Source organism: Arthrobacter sp. UYP6 (genome assembly GCF_040547315.1).
Taxonomy (GTDB): domain Bacteria; phylum Actinomycetota; class Actinomycetes; order Actinomycetales; family Micrococcaceae; genus Arthrobacter_B.
Window position 1 is genome coordinate 45,341 of record NZ_JBEPPM010000010.1, and the last position, 19,230, is coordinate 64,570.

At 64.6% G+C, this 19,230-nt stretch carries 18 protein-coding genes; 4 read left to right on the top strand and 14 right to left on the bottom strand.

The window, feature by feature from the left end:
* The 3 genes from ABIB35_RS10040 to ABIB35_RS10050 form a co-directional block, all read right to left on the bottom strand.
* Nucleotides 1-1,683 (bottom strand): ABC-F family ATP-binding cassette domain-containing protein, encoded by a 1,683-nt coding sequence (locus tag ABIB35_RS10040; RefSeq protein ID WP_354181055.1) that lies wholly within the window; start codon nt 1,681-1,683, stop codon nt 1-3.
* 88 nt (nt 1,684-1,771) lie between these two features.
* Entirely contained in the window at nt 1,772-2,515 is a 744-nt protein-coding gene (locus ABIB35_RS10045; protein ID WP_354181057.1) for a LamB/YcsF family protein, read from the bottom strand.
* A gap of 1 nt (nt 2,516) precedes the next feature.
* A complete protein-coding gene (locus ABIB35_RS10050) occupies nt 2,517-4,001 on the bottom strand; it encodes an amidase (RefSeq protein WP_354181058.1) in 1,485 nt (494 codons plus the stop codon).
* Between the two features lie 133 nt (nt 4,002-4,134).
* On the opposite strand from ABIB35_RS10050, the gene ABIB35_RS10055 reads away from it, so the two are divergent.
* Entirely contained in the window at nt 4,135-4,923 is a 789-nt protein-coding gene (locus ABIB35_RS10055) for a FadR/GntR family transcriptional regulator (protein WP_354181059.1), read from the top strand.
* A gap of 117 nt (nt 4,924-5,040) precedes the next feature.
* Nucleotides 5,041-5,361 (top strand): putative quinol monooxygenase, encoded by a 321-nt coding sequence (locus tag ABIB35_RS10060; RefSeq protein WP_354181061.1) that lies wholly within the window; start codon nt 5,041-5,043, stop codon nt 5,359-5,361.
* A gap of 84 nt (nt 5,362-5,445) precedes the next feature.
* Here ABIB35_RS10060 and ABIB35_RS10065 read toward each other — a convergent pair whose 3' ends face one another.
* From ABIB35_RS10065 to ABIB35_RS10085, 5 genes are all read right to left on the bottom strand, one after another.
* A complete protein-coding gene (locus ABIB35_RS10065; protein ID WP_354181062.1) occupies nt 5,446-5,715 on the bottom strand; it encodes a hypothetical protein in 270 nt (89 codons plus the stop codon).
* Nucleotides 5,716-5,794: 79 nt separating this feature from the next.
* Nucleotides 5,795-7,114 carry a hypothetical protein gene (locus ABIB35_RS10070; RefSeq protein ID WP_354181063.1) on the bottom strand — a complete coding sequence of 440 codons (1,320 nt, stop codon included), beginning with the start codon at nt 7,112-7,114 and terminating at the stop codon, nt 5,795-5,797.
* 93 nt (nt 7,115-7,207) lie between these two features.
* Complete coding sequence (locus tag ABIB35_RS10075; protein WP_354181064.1) at nt 7,208-8,653, bottom strand: phytoene desaturase family protein; 1,446 nt, start codon at nt 8,651-8,653, stop codon at nt 7,208-7,210.
* On the bottom strand, nt 8,650-10,119 hold the full coding sequence (locus ABIB35_RS10080) for a glycosyltransferase family 87 protein (RefSeq protein ID WP_354181066.1): 1,470 nt from the start codon (nt 10,117-10,119) through the stop codon (nt 8,650-8,652). Before ABIB35_RS10080 ends, ABIB35_RS10075 begins: the two co-directional genes overlap by 4 nt.
* 36 nt (nt 10,120-10,155) lie before the next feature.
* Nucleotides 10,156-10,533, bottom strand: coding sequence for a hypothetical protein (locus ABIB35_RS10085; protein WP_354181067.1), 378 nt, complete (start codon nt 10,531-10,533; stop codon nt 10,156-10,158).
* 255 nt (nt 10,534-10,788) lie between these two features.
* Here ABIB35_RS10085 and ABIB35_RS10090 point away from each other — a divergent pair, with 255 nt between their 5' ends.
* On the top strand, nt 10,789-11,874 hold the full coding sequence (locus ABIB35_RS10090; protein ID WP_354181069.1) for an inositol-3-phosphate synthase: 1,086 nt from the start codon (nt 10,789-10,791) through the stop codon (nt 11,872-11,874).
* 103 nt (nt 11,875-11,977) lie between these two features.
* Here the strand turns inward: ABIB35_RS10090 and ABIB35_RS10095 are convergent, their stop codons facing one another.
* The 6 genes from ABIB35_RS10095 to ABIB35_RS10120 form a co-directional block, all read right to left on the bottom strand.
* A complete protein-coding gene (locus ABIB35_RS10095) occupies nt 11,978-13,663 on the bottom strand; it encodes a formate--tetrahydrofolate ligase (RefSeq protein ID WP_354181070.1) in 1,686 nt (561 codons plus the stop codon).
* A gap of 64 nt (nt 13,664-13,727) precedes the next feature.
* Nucleotides 13,728-14,975, bottom strand: coding sequence for a D-inositol-3-phosphate glycosyltransferase (mshA, locus tag ABIB35_RS10100; RefSeq protein WP_354181072.1), 1,248 nt, complete (start codon nt 14,973-14,975; stop codon nt 13,728-13,730).
* Nucleotides 14,976-15,203: 228 nt separating this feature from the next.
* Nucleotides 15,204-15,326 (bottom strand): hypothetical protein, encoded by a 123-nt coding sequence (locus ABIB35_RS10105; protein WP_354181073.1) that lies wholly within the window; start codon nt 15,324-15,326, stop codon nt 15,204-15,206.
* Nucleotides 15,327-15,867: 541 nt separating this feature from the next.
* Entirely contained in the window at nt 15,868-16,062 is a 195-nt protein-coding gene (locus tag ABIB35_RS10110) for a hypothetical protein (protein ID WP_354181075.1), read from the bottom strand.
* A 192-nt stretch (nt 16,063-16,254) separates the two neighbouring features.
* Nucleotides 16,255-16,911, bottom strand: coding sequence for a histidine phosphatase family protein (locus tag ABIB35_RS10115; RefSeq protein WP_354181076.1), 657 nt, complete (start codon nt 16,909-16,911; stop codon nt 16,255-16,257).
* Nucleotides 16,908-18,491: a CCA tRNA nucleotidyltransferase gene (locus ABIB35_RS10120; RefSeq protein WP_354181077.1), complete on the bottom strand. Its 1,584-nt coding sequence runs from the start codon at nt 18,489-18,491 to the stop codon at nt 16,908-16,910. The genes ABIB35_RS10115 and ABIB35_RS10120 overlap by 4 nt, the downstream gene beginning before the upstream one ends.
* A 144-nt stretch (nt 18,492-18,635) precedes the next feature.
* On the opposite strand from ABIB35_RS10120, the gene ABIB35_RS10125 reads away from it, so the two are divergent.
* Complete coding sequence (locus ABIB35_RS10125) at nt 18,636-19,166, top strand: NUDIX hydrolase (protein ID WP_354181079.1); 531 nt, start codon at nt 18,636-18,638, stop codon at nt 19,164-19,166.
* Nucleotides 19,167-19,230 lie beyond the last annotated feature (64 nt).

Sequence of the window (19,230 nt, forward strand, 5' to 3'; positions counted from 1 at the left end):
TTATCGCGCCCGCACAACACGTTTCTCGTCCCAGACCGGAGTCTGGGACTCATAGACCAAGCCGTCGGAGCCAAACACCAGGAACCGGTCGAAGCTGCGGGCAAACCAGCGGTCGTGAGTGACGGCCAGGACGGTGCCCTCGAACGCGTCGATCGCTTTTTCCAGGGCTTCGGCGGAGTGCAGGTCCAGGTTGTCAGTGGGCTCATCCAGCAGCAGCAGTGTGGCGCCGGAAAGTTCCAGCAGGAGAATCTGCAGCCGTGCCTGCTGCCCGCCCGAGAGCGAATCGTACTTCTGCTCCGAGGACGCGGCCAGGCCGTAGCGGTCCAGGGCTCCGGCGGCTGCCTCGCGGCCCAGACCGGAACGGTGGTCATCCCCACGGTGCAGGATGTCCAGCAGGGTCTTGCCCAGCAGGTCCGGGCGCATCATGGTCTGCGCGAAGAAGCCGGGCCGGATCCGGGCGCCGAGCTTCACCGATCCCTCGTGCGGGACCGGAGCGATCTCCACCTCGGACACCGGTTCGTGTTCCTTCTCCGGATCCGTGCCGCCGGCTGCCAGCAGCCGCAGGAAGTGGGACTTTCCGGATCCGTTGGAGCCGAGCACTCCCACCCGGTCGCCGAACCAGATTTCGGTGCTGAAGGGCTTCATGAGGCCGGTCAGCTCCAGCTTCTGCGCGACGACGGCGCGCTTGGCGGTCCGCCCGCCGCGCAGTCGCATCTTCACGTTCTGTTCGATGGGCAGCGCCTCGGGTGGACCTGCCTCGAGGAACTTCGCCAGGCGGGTCTGGGCGGCCTGGTAGCGGTTGGCCATGTCGGAGCGGAAGGCGGCCTTGTTCTTGTACATGTTGACGAGTTCCTTGAGCTTCAGGTGCTCCTCGTCCCAGCGGCGGCGCAGTTCCTCGAACCGGGCATTGCGGTCCTCGCGCGCCGTGACGTAGCTGCTGAAGCCGCCGCCGTGGATCCAGGCGGAGGCACCGTTGATGCCCGGCTCCAGGGTGACGATGCGGGTGGCGGCGTTGTCCAGCAGCTCCCGGTCGTGGCTGACGAACAGCACCGACTTCTTGGATTCGGCCAATTTGGCTTCCAGCCAGCGCTTTCCGGGCACGTCCAGGTAGTTATCCGGTTCATCCAGCAGCAGCAGCTCGTCGGGACCGGAAAACAGTGCCTCCAGGACCAGGCGCTTCTGCTCTCCGCCGGAAAGGGTGGAGGCCCTGCGGTACTGGGCGCGGTCAAAGGGCATGCCGAGCGCGGCCATGGTGACTTCGTCCCAGACGGTCTCCTGCTCGTAGCCGCCGGCATCACCCCAGTCCGCAATGGCGGTGGCATAGCGCATCTGGGTGGGTTCGTCGTCGTGCTCCATCATGGCCATCTCGGCGTCGTCCACGGCTTTGGCGGCGGCGGCGAGCGCCGGCGGGGCGGCGGAAACCAGCAGGTCCCGGACCGTGCTGTCGTCACGGACCTGGCCCACGAACTGGCGCATGATGCCCATGGACCCGGACTTGGATACGGTGCCCTCATCAGCCTTGATGTCCTCGGCAATGATGCGCAGCAGAGTGGTCTTTCCGGTCCCGTTGGGACCGATCAGGGCGGTCTTGTGCCCGTCGCCCACTTTGAAGCTGACGCCGTTGAGCAGCTGCCGGCCGTCGGAGAGGAAATAGTCAATGTTGGATACGTCGAGATGTGCCACGCATCCATCCTCCCATCCGACAGGAGCAGTCTATGCAGGGAGAAAGGGGTGCGGCGAACCTCGCGGGACAGCCGCAGTCCGCGCTCCCCTATTCAGCTAGCTGAACTACACGACGAATGACAGCTGCGACTTCCGGTGCGTTGGGTACATCCGAATGGACGCAAAAGCTCTCTGGCCGCACTTCGATTTCCTTGCCGGTAATGCTGAAGGTTGTTCCTTCGATGAGCGCCTGCCTGGCCCGTTCTTCAACTTCTTCAACCGCGCGCATCCTCCCGCTGCGGTTCACGATGATCGTTCCGTCATCGTTGTAGTCCAAATCGACGTAAAACTCGGAAACAAACGGAACGCCGCGTCGAAGCGCGACGCGTTCGTGTGCCGTCCCCGGCAATCCAAAAACGGGTACCTCATACTGAAGTGCAACATCGCACGCCGCGTCCATCAGTTCTTCATCGCGGGAGAGCATTCCAAAAAGAGCGCCGTGCGGCTTGATGTGATGAAGCCTGCTCCCAGCCGCTTCTACAAACGCTGCTACGGCTCCAGTCTGGTATCTGATCAGGTCTCGAACTTCCTCGGCATTGAGCACCATTTCCCTTCGTCCAAAACCGGCGATATCGGGAAGCCCGGGGTGCGCACCGACAGTAACCCCGCGCCCAATCGCTTGGGTGACAATGTGGGAAATCGCCGAAGGGTCACCGGCATGCATTCCGCCGGCCACGTTGATGGTGTCTACAAATTCCAGAAGCACCTCGTCATGGCCGAAGCTGTGGATTCCCACGGCCTCGCCCATATCGGCGTTCAGGGTTACCGGCACATTGCGACGCTGCTTCCCCATGTCAGAACTGTGGCTTCCGTCGCGCTGAGGTGGCTCTCTCAATCGCCGACGCAACCAGCAGCAGGCGTTTCTCATCATAGGGCGCGCTCATGATCTCGATCCCGACGGGGAGACCGTTGTCCGTGAAACCGGCTGGCACAGTAACCGCGGGAAAATGCAGCTGGGAGGCAATGACCGTATTGGTGGGATAGGTCAGGCACGTCCATTTGTCAGACATAACGTCTTCATGCGTCGGTGCCGGAAGCTTGGCATCAGGGAACACAACTGCATCGAGGTTGAGGTCGGCGAGCATGCTCATCACGCTGCGCTGAAAGTCCTGTTGCACGAGTATCCGTTCGGCGTAGTCTCGATCATCCCTTGGACTAGCCGGAGACTGCGCAATGCCCACAAGGAGGTCGAGCTTAGGGTGGAAGCGGCCACTCGAAATGACTTCACTCATACCCTTCACCCCGCTGCCGGGGCGGGATGCGAAAAAGGCGTCCATATCCTCATGGGAACGAGTGTTATAGAGCGACGTGAATCCGACGAGATGCATGAGCTCATCGATGTGAACATCAACTGTCTCCGCACCGGACTCGCGGATCTTGCTAAGTGCGTCTTCCAGAACCGCGTTGACGCGTGCTCCGTCCGGATCTGCGGGGTCCCCGAATGCTTCGCGAAGCACTCCGATGCGCCGTCCAGCCAAAGTAGCCTCGGCCAGGCCATCCACGAATGATCCCTCGTGCCGGGCAATGCGATTCACGGCGGTGTAAGGATCGCTGGGATCGAAGCCCACAAGTACATCGAGAAGCCGGGCAGCATCCTCAACCGTCCGTGTCATGGGTCCGGGGGTGTCCTGCGGCGTCACCAGGCTCGACATACCTTCCCGGCTGATGAGTCCCGGGGTCACGCGCACTCCTACAAGGTTGCAGAAGGATGCCGGAAGCCGAATGGATCCACCGGTATCGCCGCCAATTCCAACGAGAGCCAGGTTCGCTGCGACCGCAGCTGCCGTTCCCGATGACGAGCCGCCCGGGTCCCGGGAAAGGTCGTAGGGGTTTTTCGTGAGCCCGCTCCGCGATGAGGTGCTGAACCATGACGTGGCGAAGTCAGGCATCGTGGTGGTTCCCAGAATGACAGCACCTGCCTTGCGAAGCTGTGAAACCACGGTCGAGTCCTCATCCGGAACGTGGCCTGAGGCAATCTCACTGCCGTAGCTGGTAGGCATCCCGCCCACTTCAATCTGGTCCTTGACGAGCACTGGCACACCGTGGAGCGGGCCCACCAATTCACCCTGCTCAGCAAAATGCCGGTCCAGTCGCTCTGCCTCTTCCAGAACTCCTGGTGAGAGCGCGATAACCGAATTCAGCTCAGGCCCGCTGCGGTCCAGGTCCTGGATCCGGTCGAGGTACGCCTGCACCAGGTCGCGCACCGTGAGTGCCCCATTGCGGTACGCGCGCTGCACCGCTGCAATGGTTGTCTCAGGAATCTCAAAAACCTGCCCCATGTTCTTCACCGTTCACCTGTCATCGATTGTCTAACATTCATTGTTAGACAATGAATGTACTCGAACACGTGGTTCTATGGAAGAGGTGTGGAGAATTCCACATCCGCGTTACCTAGACGAGGGGACCATCTGGATGTCTCGCCCACCGTTCCAACCCGTCGCCCTGGTTCGGCGGGATGCCTCGGGTCAGATAGCCCGTCAGCTTCGTGAAGCGATTGCGGCAGGGGTCTGGGTCCCCGGGGAGCGGCTGCCCACTGAGCAGGACCTCGCCGATACCTTCGAGGTTTCACGCGCCACGGCGCGGGAAGCGCTCAAGTTGCTTTCAGCGACCGGACTTGTCCGATCCGCCCGCGGCGCCCAGGGCGGTACTTTTGTATCCGTGCCCGTCGCCGAACAGGTGGCCACCCAGCTCGGCGAGGCCATTCAGCTCTGGTATCGCGCTGGCAACGTTACCGTCCAGAACGTGGATGAAGCGCGTGAAGTCCTCGAAACGATCTGTGCCGGTTTAGCTGCCAGCAGGCGCACTCCTGAGGATATCGGCGACATCCAGTCGGCGGTGGAAGCCGCCCAGGACCCAGCCATGAGCATCGACGAGTGGCTTGATTGGGATCTGGCCTTCCATACAGCAATCTCGCGTGCCGCAAAGAACCCAATACTTGAGCTCGCAATGATGTCAGTCCATCTGAGCCGTCCGGCAACGAATACCGTTTTTGTTGACCTTCTCGACCGGCAGCAGGTGTTGGATCAGCACTCCGCGATAACTCAGGCGATTATCGATGCCGACCCCGCTGCGGCGCGCGCAGCACTTAAGAACCATGTGTCCTACCTTGACCTGGTACGCCGAGATGCACTTCAATCCCTGGAAGTCGATGACGTTCCGCTCTCACAGCTTCCGCTGAAGCCCGCCCGGCCACAGCAATAGTCTGCTGCCCGGATCAAAGCCGGCGGGATGACCAGCCGCCGCCCGGACCTGCCTACGATGAAGGCCGCGCCTGCCCTGCCCGGGGCACCGCAGCCATACCGCTTAGAAGGAGCGACCATGATCTTCATTACCGTCAAATTCAACGTCAAGCCGGAATGGGTGGAGCGCTGGCCGGAACTGACCGCGGACTTCACCGCCGCCACCCGCGCCGAGCCCGGCAATCTGTGGTTCGACTGGTCACGCAGTCTGGAGAACCCCAATGAGTTTGTCCTCGTGGAGGCCTTTAAGGACGACGCCGCTGGCGCCCATGTGCAAAGCGATCACTTCCAGCAGGCCATGAAGGACATGGTTCAGGCTCTGGTGGAGACTCCAAAGATCATCAACACGGTCATCGAGGGCGAAGACTGGTCACGCATGGGTGAACTCACCGTCGAGTAGGCGAGGGGGTGGGACCGGCAGCGAATGCCGGTCCCCTTGCTTTTCCCGGTGTTACGTGGTGTCCGGCTTACTTGGTGTCCGGGGTTACTTGGTGTCCAGGGTGTAGCCGGCCCTGGTCAGCATCTTCCGCAGGTCCACCACGGTCTGTTCGTCAATGTCCTTACCCTTCGGCGGCTCCAAATAGTCCGTTTGCCCGGCGAGGGTGACCTCGTATTTCCCATTGTGTTCCCGGGTGGTGTCGGCCACTGCCTCAAGCAGGGACCGCACTCTCTTCCACTCGATGTTGGAACTGGTGGGATGGCGCAGGATCTGATCCAGCGTGTCCCGGTGGTGGTTGTTCAGGTGCTCGGTCATCGGCACACCTCCTGTTTCCAGTTCGCCACGCCGACGCGCGGAGCGCAAGGGAAGCAGGTCTCCTCCCGGCCCCGCCGGGCTACTTCGGAGCGTTGCCGGTGAAGAACGCGCCCACCCGCGCCGGCACCAGGTGCACCACATGCGGCGCCAGCGTCCGCGCCCCCAACTCGATCGCAGCACCCCACACCGCCATCACCAGGAACGTCCACCAGGCCGGCCCCAAAGTACCGATTCCCGGCCCAATGCCGCCGCCGGTTGCGCCCTCTCCTGCCGCGATCAGGCTCAACACCGACACGGCTGCGCCGGCCAGACCAAAGACCACCGGCAGGGTCAGCCAGGAGGCCTTCGGCAGGGACGGCGCCGGGACCGCTTGGGAATCTTGGTTGCGAATCAGGGACCAGGCCACCGAGGCCGCTGCTGCCAGCAGCAGCCCCAAGCCGCCAATCAGCGCGCTTCCCCATCCGCTCAGGTCGGCCACGGAGGCCGGAAGCTGCCAGGAAAGCATCAGCCCCTGGTCTGTTACCGGGGACAGGTGACCCACAGCGTAGGCCCAGGCTGACGCCGTCGGCAGCCAGAGCGGGGAGGCGAAGGCAATGGCTGCTCCACCTCGAACCAGGGCGGTGACCAGCAGTGCAGTTCCGGCCACGGCGGTATAGGCGAGGTAGTGGCAGCCGGCAATGCGCAGGGCCGCACGTAATCCCGGCAGGATGCGCTCCACTCGGCCGAACCACTGCAGGGCAGTTCCCGATTCCTTCTTGCGTCCCGCCCAGCTGGCCACAGTGCCCAGCAGGATCGAACCTGCCACCAGGCTCGGTGATGCCGCGGTCAGGAACACAGCGCCGGCTTCGGTGTCCGAACGCAGTGAAGAAGCCAGGCTCAGCAGCACGGACACGACGGCCAGCACCAGCCCGGTTCCGCCGGAATACAGCCAGCGGAGCCCATCGGACTCCAGCGCTGACTTCCGCTCCGCCCGGCGGCCCAGGTGCCACAGCGCGCCGGCTGCCACCACCGTGAGCAAAAGCGGGAGAACGCCGATCCACACACTGGTCAGAGGCAGTGCGGCGTCGCTGAACACCGCCGGCGAGACCGTCAGGACCGTTGTGCTGCCCAGCGCCATGGCGGCCAGGAAAAACGGGTAAATCAGCAGCGCGGAGGGGCCGTCCAGCCTGGCACCCATACTGGACGCGGAATCATTCATGCCGTTGAGGGCACCGGCGCCGCCCAGGAAGAACCCCAGGACCAGCAGCGCCATCATCACCAGTGCTGCGCCCAGGGTCAGGCCGTAGGCAAACAGTGCGGACTGCGCTGCCAGCCACCACCGCGGATTGCGATGGGCGGGGCGGGCAGGCGGAACAAGGGTATCCGGATTTTCCGGCATACCGCCGTCCTGGTTGTGCATCGTCCATTCCCCCTGCAGAGCGTGAGCGGCGTTGCGCCGGATTCCAACATACAAGCTTCCGGCGCCCTCCCCCGCCCGCGGCCCCGACGCCGGCTAGTTTCCTGCCCCCAGCTCCGGCATCCCCAGTCCGTGGTCCCGGCGCAGCGCCAGTCCGGCGGCATGGAATCCGCCCATGCCGTGAACACCCGGCCCGGGCAGCGTGGACGCTGAGCACAGATAGACGCCGGGAAGTGGAGTCTGCCACGAATTCAGGGCCGGCACAGGCCGGGCCGCCATTTGCCACAGGCTCACGGCACCGCCGCCAAAGTCTCCACCCACATAGTTTTCGTTGTAGCGTTCCAGGTCCGCCGCCGTCGTCACCTGTGAGCGGACGACGACGTCACGGAAGCCGGGCGCAAAACGTTCGATCTGCGCAGTGACGGCTTCAGTCATGTCCACCGTGGAGCCGGCGGGAACATGACAGTAGGTCCACAGGATGTGGCGGCCCGCCGGGGCACGGGTGGCATCGAAGCTGCTCGGCTGCGAGAGCAGCACATAGGGCTTCTCCGGATGCCGGCCGGCTGCCACCTGCGCTTCGGCCGCGGCCAGTTCGGCGCGGCGTCCGCCCAGATGCACGGTTCCGGCCCGGTTCACCTCGTTGTTGGCCCAGGGCACCGGGCCGGAGAGGATGAAGTCCACCTTGCAGGCCGCGTTGCCGTACCGGAACCGTTCCAGTGCCTTCCGGTAGGATTCCGGCAGCCGGGGCCCGGCAAGGTCCAGCAGTGTTGCCGGGGACACATCCAGCAGAACCGTCTTGGAGCTGCGGACTTCCTCCAGGGAGGCCACCCGGTGGCCGGTCACCAGCTCACCTCCATGCGCCTGCAGGTCCCGGACCATGGCATCGGCGATGGCCTGCGAACCGCCCTCGGGCACCGGCCATCCCACGGTATGCGCCAGCAGGGACAGCAGCAGCCCGCCGCCGGCGGAGGGCAGTGACGGCATGGTCCCCACCGGATGAGCCGCGACGCCGGTCAGCAGGGCCGGTGCCTTGTCGGTGGAGAAACGCCGGTTCCACAGTGGAGTTCCCTGGTCCAGGGCGGCCCGGCCGAAGGCCAGCGCCGCCGCCGGCTTGCGGTAGCCGCGGATCAACGGGGACATCAGCAGCTCCGTGATGTCCTCGCTGCGCCGCACCAGCGGGGACATCAGCGCATGGAAGGCGGGACCGTCGGGTCCGAGCCCCTGAACGGTGCGTTCCAGGTCCCGGTAGGCCAGCCCGGCGTCGCCGCCGTCGAGCGGGTGGGCGTAGGAAATCTCCGGAACGGTGAGCGTGATGCGCTCCGCCAGGCCAAACCGGCGGAAAAACGGAGAAGCCAGCGCCATCGGATGCACGGCAGAGCAAACGTCGTAGCGGTACCCGGGCTCCAGCAGTTCCTTGGTGCGGGTGCCGCCGCCGGCCGTGGCGGCCGCTTCAAAAACACGCACCGACAGCCCTGCCCGGGCCATAATGACGGCGGCCGCCAGGCCGTTGGGTCCGGAGCCGACCACTGAAACATCCGTCATGGGGTTTCTGCTTCCTGTGCCGGGCGCCGGGAACGGCCGGTGCCTGAGAGTTTGCGATGCAGCCGGAACCGATCCGGCGCGTGGTCAAAGGGACCGCCCTGGGGATCATCGACGTCGAGCCGGCGCACCGGATCACGGGCCGGGTTCAGGATGTCACCAACCACCCTGGCCATCAGCCACGCCGTGGCCAGGACATGACCGGCCACGGCCCAGACGTAGATGGCGGCATCAATGTTGTTCCGGTCGGAGCCGCCGGAGGTGAGCCCGCCCAGGTACATCCAGATGGCCCACCAGTGCAGCACCTCGAAGAACTGCCACACCAGGAAGTCGCGCCAGCGGGGCCGGGCGAGGGCAACCAGCGGAATCAGCCACAGGACAAACTGGGGGGAATAGACCTTGTTCGTCAGGATGAACGCCGCCACAATCAGGAAAGCCAGCTGTGCCAGCCGGGGGCGCCGCGGTGCGGCCAGTCCCAGCAGGGCGATGCCCGCGCAGGCCGCGGCAAAGAGGAAATAAGCCCAGAAGTTGATGAACTGCGCCTCCGCTGCGGCCTGACCCCACCGGTCGGCCACAATATTCCAGGCAAACCACACCGAGGAATAGCCCGCCGGGCGCTCACCGGTGAAGGTGAGGAAATACTTCCAGCCGGTGAAGTCGGCGATCATGAAGGGAACGTTCACCGCCAGCCAGACGGCGGCGGCCGCTCCGACCGCCTGCCACGCCGGACGCAGACGCAGCGTCCGCAGGGCCAGGACCAGGACCGCGCCAAGGATCAGCACCGGATACAGCTTCAGGGCCGTTCCCAGCCCCAGGAGCACGCCGGCGAGGACGGGGCGGTTGCGGGCAAACGCCAGCATGCCCAAAGCGGCCAGCAGGACGGCCCAGATGTCCCAGTTGATGAAGACGGACAGGATCAGGGCCGGGGCCAGCGCAACCATGGCCGCATCCCACGGCCTGCGGTTGGCCATGCGCATGGTCGCCAGCACTGTGGCGAGCCAGGCCAGGACGGCCAGGACGGCGTTGATATCAAAGTAGCCCAGCGCCCGCTCCGCGGACACCCCGTCACCGGGCACCAGGAGCGCGGTGGCGCCGGCGAGCAGGCCCAGCAGCACCGGATACTCAAAGCCGGCGTCCGGAGTGAGGAAGGGGAAAACGCCCTGCCCCAGCCCGCGGGAATCGAAAAGGACCGGCCAGTCCGAATAGCAGGCCTGATAAAAGTGGTCAGGGGCACTCCAGCCGTTAATCCGGCACGGGGTTTTCACCAGGACGGCCAGCAACGCGGCGGCGGTGGTCAGCAGAATCAAGACCCGCTCCACCGTGAAGAATCCCGGCGTGACGAGGCCCGGCGCGGTGTACCGGCCCAGCGGACCGCCGATGCCTTCGGTCAGGTTTTTGAGGAGCGGGTCATTGCGGCTGGGCACCACTATCCGCAACGGCAGGCGTCGAGGCTTGGGCTTAGGCTCCATGGTTACCAGTATGCCGCCCAGCCCTGCGGGCCCCCGTCATTGTTCCGGGGTCAGGTCTCCTCCTCCGATCAGGGAATACCTGTCCCCGGCCAGGTAAGCATATGCGGCGGCTGAGGCGTCGCATGTCAGGTGGAAGCCGTTTCCGGTGATGTTGCTGATCTGGCCGCGGCCCCGCCTTTCCCGGTGACACTCACCAGTGTTCCGGAGCCGGCCGAAAGCTTCGCTTCGTCGGCCAGTGACAAGGTTGAAGACACTCTTGACCGAGGCTCCGTCCACCCCAGCTGCTCCTGTCCCAGAAGCGTCGAGTGTCGCATCTTCGAGCAGCAGTTGACTCCCGTTGGAGACGAGGACGGCTGCATTGAGGCCTGCGGCAGCGGAGGCCGACGGCGACGCCAAGCCGCTGCTCTCGCTCACCGGTCCGGTTGATCCGTTGCTCTCCCTGCTAGGCCTGCCGTTCCGTACCTTCCACGGTAGAGCGGGCCGGCCGGGAGGGCACGGGGCCGGGGCTGAATTCGGAGTCGAAGTCGTGTCTGTCACCCATCACCATTTTCGGAATACATGCCGGGGACAGTGTGATCTAGCACACGAAGCATCCGGGTTGAGGCCGTAGACTGGGCCGGTCCTGCCGCATCAGGTGCGGCAGAAGAAAACTTTCTTCAAAGGAGAACCGTGGCTAAGAACCCCATTCGGGTGGCAATCGTTGGTGTCGGCAACTGCGCAGCGTCCCTGGTACAGGGCGTGCAGTACTACCGCGATGCAGACCCGGATCTGACTGTTCCCGGGCTGATGCACGTGGAGTTTGGCCCCTACCACGTCAATGACGTGCAGTTTGTGGCCGCCTTTGACGTGGACAGCAAGAAGGTGGGCCTGGATCTGGCCGACGCCATCGGCGCCAGCGAGAACAACACCATCAAGATTGCGGATGTGCCTCACACCGGCATCACCGTGCAGCGCGGCCATACGCTGGACGGCCTGGGCAAGTACTACCGCGAAACCATTGTGGAGTCCACCGAGGAGCCCGTGGACATTCTCGAGGTCCTCAAGGCCGAAAAGGTGGATGTCCTGGTCTGCTATCTTCCGGTGGGCTCGGAGCAGGCGGCCAAGTTCTATGCGCAGTGCGCCATCGACGCAGGCGTGGCCTTCGTGAATGCTCTTCCGGTGTTTATCGCCGGCACCAAGGAGTGGGCGGACAAGTTCACTGCTGCCGGTGTTCCGATCGTGGGCGATGACATCAAAAGCCAGATCGGCGCCACCATCACCCACCGCGTGATGGCCAAGCTGTTCGAGGACCGCGGCGTCATCCTGGACCGCACGTATCAGCTCAACGTGGGCGGCAACATGGACTTCAAGAACATGCTGGAGCGGGAGCGGCTGGAGTCCAAGAAGATCTCCAAGACCCAGGCCGTCACGTCCAACACGTCAGCGGATCTGAAGGCCGACGACGTGCACATCGGCCCCTCGGACTACGTCGCCTGGCTCGATGACCGCAAGTGGGCCTTTGTCCGCCTCGAGGGCCGCAATTTTGGTGATGCCCCGGTGTCGCTGGAATACAAGCTGGAAGTCTGGGACTCCCCCAACTCGGCCGGTGTCATCATTGACGCGATCCGGGCCGCCAAAATCGCCCTGGACCGGGGCGTGGGCGGACCCATCCTCTCGGCGTCGAGCTATTTCATGAAGTCCCCGCCGGAGCAGTACAACGATGACATCGCCAAGGGAAAGGTGGAGCAGTTCATCCGGGGCGAGGTGGAGCGCTAACCCCTCCTTCCATCACGCGAAATGACAGACGATGCTCTTCCCAGCGCCGGGAAGAGCACCGTCTGTTATCTCGGTGAAGCGGGCGGCGGGCTAGGGCGGCGGGCTAGGACAGCCCGGAGGGAGTGCCGTCGGCGGCGACGTCCATGCGCAGCGCCGCCGGCACCTTGGGCAGTCCGGGCATGGTCATCACTGCCCCGGTAAGCGCAACAACAAATCCCGCTCCGGTCTTGAGGATCAGATCCCGCACGTGCACCGTGAAACCGGTGGGCGCTCCCAGCAGAGCTGCGTTGTCCGAGAACGAATACTGGGTCTTGGCCATGCAAACGGGCAGGGAGTCCCATCCCCCGGCCTTGATTTCCTCCAGCCGGCGCAGGGCAGGCAAGGCGAATTCGACGTCGTCGGCTCCGTAGATGTCCCGGACCACCGTGCGGATCTTCTCCTCCACCGGCAGATCCAGCGGATACAGGTGCTGAAAGGACGCGGGTTTTTCCAGTGCAGCCAGCACCTTGGCAGCCAGCGCATCGCCGCCGTCTCCGCCGCCGCCGCGGGCCCAGACATCCGCTGCGGCCGCGGCCACTCCCTCGCCCTCACACCAGCGCAGCAGCCAGTCCAGCTCTTCCTGCGTGTCAGTGGTGAAGGAGTTTACGGCCACCACGGGGTCCAGGCCGAACCTGCGGATGTTGCCAATGTGCCGGCGCAGGTTGGCTGTCCCCGCCTCCAGCGCGCTCAGGTCCGGCTGGTCCAACCGGTCCTTGGGCACGCCGCCGTGCATTTTCAGCGCGCGGATTGTCGCCACCACGACGACGGCGTCCGGGGCCACGTCCGCGGCCCGCGAGGTGATATCCATGTACTTTTCCGCTCCCAGGTCCGCGCCGAAGCCGGCCTCGGTGACCACAATGTCCCCAATGGTGCGGGCCAGCTCGGTGGCAATCACCGAGTTGCAGCCGTGCGCAATGTTCGCGAACGGTCCGCCGTGGACCAGGGCAGGCGTGCCGGCCAGGGTTTGGACCAGGTTGGGTTTGACGGCGTCTTTGAGCAGCAGCGTCAGGGCCCCCTGAACTCCGAGGTCGCTGACGGTGACCGGCCGGCGGTCGTACGTGTAGCCCACAGTGATCCGGGCCAGCCGCGCCTTGAGGTCTGCGAGGTCCCGGGCGAGGCAGAAAACGGCCATGATCTCGGAGGCCACGGTGATGTCAAAGCCATCCTGCCGCGGAGTGCCCTGTGTTGGCCCGCCCAGTCCAATCACGATGTCCCGCAGCGAGCGGTCATTCATGTCCATGACCCGGCGGAACGTGATGCGCCGCGGATCGATCCCCAGCTCGTTGCCCTGATAGATGTGGTTGTCCACCAGTGCGGTGAGGGCGTTGTTGGCCGTGGTGATGGCGTGGAAGTCGCCGGTGAAGTGCAGGTTGATGTCCTCCATGGGGACCACCTGGGAGTAGCCGCCGCCCGTGGCTCCGCCCTTCATGCCCAGCACCGGGCCCAGGGACGGTTCCCGCAGGGCTATGACGGTGTTGGCTCCGGCCTTTGCCAGGGCATCGCCGAGTCCCACGGTCACAGTGGATTTGCCCTCGCCGGCGGGGGTGGGGCTCATGGCGGTGACCAGCACCACCTTGCCCCGGGTCGTCCGCGGGGGAACCAGCAGCGGATCCACTTTGGCCTTATGGCGCCCGTAGAGCTCCAGGGCTTCCTCGGGGATGCCTGCCGCCCTGGCGATTTCCGTAATGGGCTTCATCACCGCCCGACGGGAGATTTCCAAATCACTGGATATGTCAGCGGCAGCGCGCATCGTTGCGGTCCTTCCGGTTCCCGTCGATGGTCTTCACCGACAGTTGTGACGTTCGTCCAAGCTATCAGCGGACGGAGTGCGAGGAGAACTGCTCGGCGGCCTGCCGGTAGCTCTGCGCCGTGAGAGTGGCGGTGCGCTTCCAGCCGAACTCGGAAGCGTGCACGGCGGCCCCGTAACCGAGCGCACGCCGCAGCCCGGCGTCGTCGTACAGCCGTTCCAGCTCAGCCGACCAGCGGCCGCTCTCATGCCCGTCCACCAGCAGTCCGGTGCGGCCGTGTTCCACAGCCTTGGGCAGCCCGCCCACGTTGGCGGCCAGCACGGGAGTGCCGCAGGCCTGCGCTTCAAGGGCAACGAGCCCAAAGGACTCGCTGAAGGAGGGCACCGCTACAACGTCGGCCGCCCGGAACCAGTCCGCCAGATCGGGGGCGCCCACGGGGGGATGGAGCGAAACGTGCCCTTGGAGCCCCAGCGAATCGACCAGCGGCTGCAAATTTAGTACCTCTGAGCCGCTGCCGGCACCGAGGATGGTGACGTGCAGCGGAATGTCCGGACGGCGGGCGTGCAGCTCCGCGGCGGCCCGGACCAGCACCTGGGGGCCCTTCATCCGCTGAATCCGGCCGGCAAACACAAGATGGAACACGTTCCGTGCGATGCCCAGGCGGGCGCGGGCCGCGCCGGAATTCCGGCTGGAGAAAACCTGCAGGTCCACACCCGGGGCCACCACGTCAACGGCGCGGGGATCGGCTCCGTACAGCGACTCCAACTCGGCTGCTTCGGTGCTGGTATTGGCGATCAGGCGGGTGGCGCCGTCCACGACGTCCTGTTCCCCGTTGATCCGCACCCGGGGCTCGGGGTTTTCTCCGGGCTGCAACCGTAGGTTCTTCACCCGGGCCATGGTGTGCATGGTGTGTACCAGCGGGAGATCCCACGCCCGCGCAACCGCAAGGCCTGCGGTGCCGGAGACCCAGTAGTGCGAGTGGATAACGTCGAACCGGCGGCGGGCTGGGTAGGGGTGCAGATCGGTGACTCCGGAGGCCAAATCCGCTTCCAGACCGGGCAGGGATTCCTTGGCGATCTTTCGGCGCGGACCGGCAGCCACGTGGTGGACCGTCACGCCGGGAGCAAGTTCCACGGCCGCTGGCTGCCGCGGATCGGAGGCGCGGGTGAAGATCTCCACCTCGACGCCTGATTTCGCCAGCTCAACAGCAACGGAGCGGACGTACACATTCATGCCCCCGGCGTCGCCGGAGCCAGGCTGTTCCAAGGGCGATGTGTGCAGGGAGAGCATCGCAACGCGCTTTACCTGAAGCAAACAGCACTCCCTTCCCGGCCAGCCGTGTCCTTGTCCCCTACTGACTTTATAACGACACTGCGCAGAGCATGGTTTCCGCGGTTCCGGGTGACCTTGCTTCTCCTGCTGCAGCTGCGTACATCGATTCACCCGCCCTACAGCCGTAACAGCACCAGCAGCCGGACAAAAGGGGAGCCCGCAAACTACAGCGCGGACTCCCCCGGTTTTGTTCCCGGTCGGTTCGGGTTGCTACTTCACCGACCAGGTGCTGTGTCCCATCAGATGCCACTGGGAGCCGTTCCAGCACTGGTCCAGGCGGGCCTGGTGAATGGCTTCGGACCGGGCAAAGGACGCAAGCAGACGGTTAAACATGACGAATACCTCCTTTCGGATGCGCTGTGGTGGTTCGCTCTCTTCCGTGGCCGACGGCGGAGGGGCAGGCACCACTGACGGCGGCAGCGGCGGTGTAGGGAGTTCGAAGGATTCAGGGGCTTCAGGGGAAGGGGAAATGGGCAGGCTGAAATTGGGCACAGTAAACTCCGGGAAAAGGCACCCTGACTTTTAGGGCACGCAAAAGAAAGACATAAAGAAGGGAAAAGCCCTCAAGGGAACAAGGGAAAGCGGCACCGGATGATTGGCATTATTCGAGGAATTCTGCTTTTCGAATTGATGTCAGGAGAGAACAGCAGTGCCTGCCCGGAATACGGTCAGGTCAAAGCAGTATCGGAGCCGCATATCGGGAGGGTGCCACAGCAGTCACGACAGTGCCGGAAAGGGGTCGCTGCCATCCTCCGAACCCGCCGACGCCGCTATGCGGCAAGGCCGCAGCAGCAGGTGCCCGTGCAGCGGACACCGCTGAGGGCTTCAGGGGTTTGAAGGGTGGATCAGGGCCGCGAAACGGTCCGTGCCGTGGTTACCCGCGGCCGCCGAGGATCAGGGAGCCGTGCCAGGACACTCCATAGGCCGCCAGTCCGGTCAGTCCGCCGCCCGCAGCGCCGGCCACCCGCCGTCCAAAAGGCCGGAGATCCGGCCCTGCAGTCGAAGGGGTGGACGTGCGGGCCTGCGGGCAGGCGGCCGTCGTGGCAGTGAGGAATTTGTGGATGATCATAACCCCACCTCCCTTTCATGAGTGCATGGACTTGCGGATGGACCGGACACTAAACTGCTGGCCGGAATAATGTGCTGGTGCTACTCGCTAGAGCGGGATCCACCTGCAATAAAGGTGGCCGCAGATAAAACATACAACAGATTTCCACTCCGTGCCAAGGCATTTACGGAAACTTTTTACATTCTTTTTTTGTTAAAAGTTCCAGCGCACTATTGCCGGGGTGTGCTTGTCCCAGCCGAGCGTGCAGACCGCAGCTGTTCCGAGAACAAAATGCCGGCCCTGATCGGCCGGAAGACCCAGCCAGCGGGCAGCTAGGATCCGCAGGAAGTGTCCGTGTGCCACAAGGAGGACTTTCTCCACCGGGGCCGCCTCCGGGTCCCGGTCCATCGGTGTTCCGCAACCGGCCTGCACCTGCGAGATGATGCGGTCCGCCCGTGCCGCCACCTGATCCAGGGTTTCGCCGTTGGGTACGCCGTCATTCCAGATCAGATAGCCGGGGTTCTCCGCCCGGACCTGGGTGCTCTTGCGTCCCTCGTTGTCTCCGTAGTCCCATTCGTGGGCGTGGGGAAGGATCTGCGGATTCGAATAGCCCACGAGTTCGGCGGTACGCCGCGCGCGGACCAGCGGGGAGGACAGCACGAGGTCAAAGTCGATCTCCCCGATCTTTTCCCTGGCGGCAACCGCCTGTGCCTCCCCGGCCTCCGTCAGGGGTATGTCCGTCAGACCGGTGTAGTTTCCCTCGCGGGACCACTCCGTTTCACCGTGGCGCAGAAGCCACAGCCGCGGCAGTCGGGTGCCTGCCGGTGTCGTATCCGGAACCGCCGGACCGAAGTCCTCAGCGTCGCTCATTTACTTCCTTCCGCTTCTTCGGACGGGTTTCCGTCCGCCTCCATTTTGGCACCGCCGCTGACGGCAGCCTCTTCGGAGCTCTCAGCGGAGGGTTCACCGGAGGCATCGGCAGGTTCGGCCCCACCAGCCGCTGAGGGTTCGGAGTTTTCGGAATTTTCCGGCTGTGCGGCCCACCAGCTGCGCAGCAGCTGGGCAGCTTCCGCCTCCGAGGAGGGACCCTTTTCCATCCGCTCCTCCAGGAGGAAACGGTAGGCGCGGCCCACCACGGGACCCGGCCGGATACCCAGCAGGGCCATGATTTGCTCGCCATCCAGATCCGGCCTGATCGCGGCCAGCTCCTCCTGCTCGGCGAGCGCTGCAATGCGTGCTTCGAGGTCGTCGTAGGCGAAGGCCAGGCGGTCCGCCTTGCGCCGGTTGCGGGTGGTGACATCGGAACGGGTCAGCCGGTGCAGCCGCTGCAGCAGGGGGCCGGCGTCGTTGACGTAGCGGCGGACGGCGGAATCCGTCCAGCCCGCATCTCCGTAGCCGTAGAACCTCATGTGCAGCTCCACCAGCCGCGACACCGCCTTGACGGTGTCATTGTCAAAGCGCAGCGCTTTCATCCGTTTGGCGGTGAGCTTGGATCCCACGGCGTCGTGGTGCAGGAAGCTGACCGATCCGTTGGGTTCGAAGCGGCGGGTGGCGGGCTTGCCGACGTCGTGCATCAGTGCCGCGAACCGCAGGACAAAATCCGGAGTCGGCACATCTCCGTCGGCCCCTGTCTCGTGACTGCAGGCCTGCCGGAGCACCGTCAGCGAATGCTGGTAGACGTCCTTGTGCCGGTGGTGCTCGTCGATCTCCAGCTTCAGGGCTGACACCTCCGGCAGAACATGCTCGGCCAATCCGCTTTCCACCAGCAGATCGATTCCGGTCCAGGGAGCCTTGCCGTTGATCAGTTTCACGAGTTCGTCGCGGACGCGCTCGGCGGAGATGATCGTGATGCGCCCCGCCATGTCCTTCATGGCCTCGAACACCTCGGGCGCCACGTCCACTTCCAGCTGGGAGGCAAAGCGGGCGGCGCGCATCATGCGCAGCGGGTCATCAGAGAACGACGTCGAGGGGGCACCCGGGGTGCGCACGAGGCCTGCCTGCAGGTCCTTCGCTCCCCCGAACGGATCCACCAGTTCCATTGACGGCAGCCGCAGCGCCATGGCGTTCATGGTGAAGTCGCGGCGGAAGAGGTCGTCTTCGAGGTTGTTGCCAAAGGCCACCGCCGGTTTGCGGGAGTCCGGGTCATAAGCGTCAGCCCGGTAGGTGGTGATTTCTATCTGGAAGCCGCCCTTGCGCATGCCGATGGTTCCAAAGGCGCGCCCGATCTCCCAATAGGTGTCGCACCAGCGGCGAATAATGCCGATGATGTCGTCCGGACGGGCGTTGGTGGTGAAATCAAGGTCCGGGGAGACGCGCCCCAGGAAGAGGTCCCGCACCGGTCCGCCCACGAGGGAGAGTTCGTAGCCGGCGTCTTGGAATAACTCCCCGAGGTCGCCAACAACGGAAGGGAGGGGGGTTTTCAGGGCCGAACTGTCAAAAAGGTGCGCCATAGTGCTTTAAGCGTGCCAGATAAAAGGTCGGAAGACGCACAGTAGACGCCTCACGGGACCCGGACACGCCGAGGGTTCCCGCTTCCCCTCCGGGGCGCTCCCGCACAGTCATCATCCCCGGACAAAGATCGTTAGAGTGGTCCTATGGCCCATCCCGTACCGAGCGCACCCAAGCGAACCCCGTTGACGGCGTCAATGGGCGGCGCCGGCGCGCATCCGGTGCATGCCTCCCTGCCTACGGTGGAAGAGGTTTCCGCCGGGGGCATTGTGGTGGATTCCACCTCTCCGGACCTTCCCGTGGCCATCATCGCGCGGCTCAACCGCGGCGGACGGCTGGAATGGTGCCTGCCCAAGGGCCATCCGGAGAACGAAGAGGACAGCCGCGAAGCAGCCATCCGTGAGATCGCCGAGGAAACCGGGATTGACGGACGAATCCTGACCGCTCTGGGCAGCATCGACTATTGGTTCACGGTCAGCGGCCACCGGGTACACAAGACTGTGCACCACTTCCTGCTGGCAGCCACCGGCGGCCAGCTCACCATCGAAAACGATCCGGACCACGAGGCCGTGGACGTTGCCTGGGTCCCCCTGGCCGAGCTCGGCAAGCGGCTCTCATTCCCGAATGAGCGGCGTATTGCAGACCTTGCCCGGGAAATCCTTCCCCGCTACCTCTGAGAGTTCCCGGCCGTTGCCCTCCGCACTCCGGTGTGCCGCCGGGACCTCCGGTTTAAGCGCCGCA

What these genes read in the sequence shown, in the direction of transcription:
- ABIB35_RS10045 (WP_354181057.1), bottom strand. Translation starts at nt 2,515, where the DNA reads ATGGGGAAGCAGCGTCGCAATGTGCCGGTAACCCTGAACGCCGATATG.
- ABIB35_RS10050 (WP_354181058.1), bottom strand. Translation starts at nt 4,001, where the DNA reads ATGGGGCAGGTTTTTGAGATTCCTGAGACAACCATTGCAGCGGTGCAG.
- ABIB35_RS10055 (WP_354181059.1), top strand. Translation starts at nt 4,135, where the DNA reads ATGTCTCGCCCACCGTTCCAACCCGTCGCCCTGGTTCGGCGGGATGCC.
- ABIB35_RS10060 (WP_354181061.1), top strand. Translation starts at nt 5,041, where the DNA reads ATGATCTTCATTACCGTCAAATTCAACGTCAAGCCGGAATGGGTGGAG.
- ABIB35_RS10065 (WP_354181062.1), bottom strand. Translation starts at nt 5,715, where the DNA reads ATGACCGAGCACCTGAACAACCACCACCGGGACACGCTGGATCAGATC.
- ABIB35_RS10070 (WP_354181063.1), bottom strand. Translation starts at nt 7,114, where the DNA reads ATGCACAACCAGGACGGCGGTATGCCGGAAAATCCGGATACCCTTGTT.
- ABIB35_RS10075 (WP_354181064.1), bottom strand. Translation starts at nt 8,653, where the DNA reads ATGACGGATGTTTCAGTGGTCGGCTCCGGACCCAACGGCCTGGCGGCC.
- ABIB35_RS10080 (WP_354181066.1), bottom strand. Translation starts at nt 10,119, where the DNA reads ATGGAGCCTAAGCCCAAGCCTCGACGCCTGCCGTTGCGGATAGTGGTG.
- ABIB35_RS10095 (WP_354181070.1), bottom strand. Translation starts at nt 13,663, where the DNA reads ATGCGCGCTGCCGCTGACATATCCAGTGATTTGGAAATCTCCCGTCGG.
- ABIB35_RS10105 (WP_354181073.1), bottom strand. Translation starts at nt 15,326, where the DNA reads ATGTTTAACCGTCTGCTTGCGTCCTTTGCCCGGTCCGAAGCCATTCAC.
- ABIB35_RS10110 (WP_354181075.1), bottom strand. Translation starts at nt 16,062, where the DNA reads ATGATCATCCACAAATTCCTCACTGCCACGACGGCCGCCTGCCCGCAG.
- ABIB35_RS10115 (WP_354181076.1), bottom strand. Translation starts at nt 16,911, where the DNA reads ATGAGCGACGCTGAGGACTTCGGTCCGGCGGTTCCGGATACGACACCG.
- ABIB35_RS10120 (WP_354181077.1), bottom strand. Translation starts at nt 18,491, where the DNA reads ATGGCGCACCTTTTTGACAGTTCGGCCCTGAAAACCCCCCTCCCTTCC.
- ABIB35_RS10125 (WP_354181079.1), top strand. Translation starts at nt 18,636, where the DNA reads ATGGCCCATCCCGTACCGAGCGCACCCAAGCGAACCCCGTTGACGGCG.